Origin of the sequence: Methylocystis sp., from assembly GCF_051061225.1 — a bacterium.
Lineage (GTDB): Bacteria > Pseudomonadota > Alphaproteobacteria > Rhizobiales > Beijerinckiaceae > Methylocystis.
Genome location: NZ_JBPFEB010000070.1, coordinates 1 through 3,012, shown reverse-complemented (window position 1 = coordinate 3,012; position 3,012 = coordinate 1). Strand labels below are relative to the sequence as shown.

Below are 3,012 nucleotides of genomic sequence, written 5' to 3'. Positions count from 1 at the left end.
CCTTGTTTCAGATGACGACCCGCCTGGCTCCATACCTGCAAGTGTTTCCGCAAAGCGGGGGCTATCTCCCGGTTCATCAACTTGATTAGCGCTTGTGGATTGGCTGGATGAGCCAACGACTCTGCCACCCCGTGGGTCGGTCAAAATCCCCCGGGTATGGTCACTTGAAACTCCCCCACCTGATGATCGCCGTCAGCGCCGCTGAACAGCAGTAGCCGGTCAGGCAGGACGTTTATGTTCGACCCCTTTAGCCAGCAAGGGGCCGGGGAGTTGAACGTCTTGAAGCGACATCTGCAAAGCACCGTACTTACATTACTTGATCGCAACACCAGCCAGCGCGAGATTCACCGGCTGACGGGTGTCGATCGCAAGACGATCCGGCGTTATCAGGCGCTGCGGGCCGGTGCGGAGGCAAATTCCCCCGGGGAAGTGACCACCGGCTCGGTGAGCGCGGACGGCCAAATTCCTCCACCCCGACCACCGGCTTTTGGGACATCGGAAGCGACGGTCACCAGCAGCCTGGCCCGTTCGGCTTGCGAAGCGCATCGGACGTGGATCGAAGAACAGGTCCGGCTGAAGCGGAACGCGCAGGCGATTTACCAGGACCTGGTTGATCAATTTGGCTTTCCGTCCAGCTACCAGAGTGTCAAGCGGTTTGTGCGCCGGTTGCGGCACGCTGATCCTGAGCAGTTTGATCGTCTTGAGTTCCTCCCCGGCGAGGAAGCTCAGGTCGACTATGGCGAGGGCGCGCCGACGGTTGATCCGAAGAGCGGGCGGTACCGTCGTCCCCGCCTGTTCGTGATGACGCTACGCTACTCGCGGCGCAGCTTCCGGCGGGTAGTCTGGAAGTCCAGCCAACAAGTCTGGGCGCAGCTCCACGAAGAGGCGTTCCGGTATTTTGGCGGGGTCCCCAGCTATGTCGTGCTCGACAACCTGAAGGAAGGCGTCCTCAAGCCGGATTTGTACGAGCCCCAGCTCAACCCGATTTACAGCGCGATGCTGGCTCATTACGCCGTGGTCGCCGATCCCGCGCGCGTGGCCGATCCAAATCGGAAAGGATGCGTCGAGAATGCGATTCAACATACCCAGGGCACTGCGCTGGCCGGACGGCGCTTCGAGACGCTGGAGGCGCAAAACGAGTTCTTGAGGCACTGGGAGGAGAACTGGGCTTCCAAACGCATCCACGGCAGCACGCGCCGTCAGGTCGAGGCGATGTTCCAGGAAGAGAAGCCGCACCTGCGGCCGCTGCCTGTCGCTCCCTTCCGCATCTTCACCGAAGTCGTCCGGACTGTCTGCGACGACACCACCGTACGCGTCGACAACAGCTATTACGCCGCGCGGCCCGCGCCGATCGGCAGCCAGGTCGTCGTGCGCATCTACACCACCACGATCGAGATCCGTGATCGCCACACCCGTGCGCTGCTGCGTGTTCATTCCCGGATGGCGCACCCCGGTTCTGTCGTCCTGCCGACCAGCGAACGGCCGTTCAACCCGTCGCGGCAAACCGCCGTGCTGCTGGCGAGCGCCGAGCGCATCGGACCGCAGACCAGGGCCTTGTGCCAGCAGGTGTTCGACACCGAAGGGCGCCCCGGACAGCGCGCGATGTGGGGCATTGTCGGGCTGGGCCGGAAGTATCCGGCGCGGCTGGTCGAGCAGGCCTGCGCGCACGCCATCGACAACCGCATCTACCGCTACAAGCACGTGCGTGCGACCGTCGAGCGGTTGTTCGAACAGGCGATCGAGCAGGTTGGAGTGACGCCACAGCCGGCATCGCCGCTCACCCAGGATCATCCGCTGATCCGTACCCCCGCGGAATACGGCGACCTCTTCAGCCGCGCTGTGCGGCGCGACGCCGACGACAATGGTCGGCAGGCCGAGGCTCACGACGATCACGCCACGGCAATCCGCGCTCGTGTCGCCTGCGCAACCCCGGCCAACTCCGGCGCCACGAGCGCTCCCGCTGCACCTTCTCACCTTAAACTGGAGACCTAGCCACATGATGACCATGCCGGAAATTGAGCGTTGCCTACGACAGCTGCGCCTGTCGGGTGTCCGCGACACGCTGCAGACGCGCGTGCTCCAGGCGCAGGGCGCCAACCAGCCCTTCCTCGAGACCTTCTCCCTTATCCTGCAGGATGAACTGGACCGTCGTCAGTCCCGTCTTATCGAGCGGCGATACCAGCAATCCGGGCTCGACGAAAAGCTGACGCTCGCCGAGTTCGACTGGTCCTTCAATCCCAAACTGCCACGTCAGACCTGCTTCCAGCTCCACACCCTGGCGTTCATTGCCGCTGGCGAGAACGCTCTGCTTGTTGGCAAACCTGGCACCGGGAAGTCGCACATCGCCAAGGCGATTGCCTATCAGGCGATCCTGCAAAGCCACAAGGTCCAGTATCTTGAGACCGACGACTTCTTCCACCGCTACGCCCTGAACTCTCCGGCACAACGCGAGGTCCGGCTGCGAACCATCATCGACTGCGATCTCCTCGTGCTGGACGATCTATTCCTCGCACGCGCCATCCCCGACGACGCCGGCACTTTGCTGCAGACCCTGATCCATCAGCGTTACAAACTGCGCCGCAGCGTCATCGTCACCTCCAATCGCGTCGTGCAGGATTGGGGGGCATACCTTGGGGACAACACTATGAGCACGACGATCCTCGATCGCCTTATGCATCATTGCCATCTGCTTGAGTTCGACGGACGCAGCTATCGGCTCAAAGAAGCCGCTGAAGCTCTTGCCCGGGAAACAAACTCAAACTAACAGTCCCTTGTCCTGCCTCGCGGGTGGAGGAATTTGACTGACCACACCCGGAGGAATTTGAAGTGACCCGCGGGGACGGAAAGCAAGAACATTGGTAGTCTCGGTCATGGCGTATCGCTCTCCTCGAGAGGTTCTGGCAGGCTCGTCACCCGCCTCGATACGCCGCCTTCCTCACACCGTCATCACCCAGATTCCGCCATAGCTCGGTGTAACCGAACTATCGCCTGAAGAATCATCTTCGACCGCGG

The 3,012-nt window shown here is 62.2% G+C and carries 2 protein-coding genes; both read left to right on the top strand.

What is annotated here, in order from left to right; all coding sequences use genetic code 11:
- The first annotated feature begins 234 nt into the window (after positions 1-234).
- Entirely contained in the window at positions 235-1,992 is a 1,758-nt protein-coding gene (gene istA / locus ACR652_RS13595) for an IS21-like element IS1631 family transposase (RefSeq protein WP_100214066.1), read from the top strand.
- 4 nt (positions 1,993-1,996) lie between these two features.
- Positions 1,997-2,764, top strand: coding sequence for an IS21-like element IS1631 family helper ATPase IstB (istB, locus tag ACR652_RS13590; protein ID WP_038952109.1), 768 nt, complete (start codon positions 1,997-1,999; stop codon positions 2,762-2,764).
- Positions 2,765-3,012 lie beyond the last annotated feature (248 nt).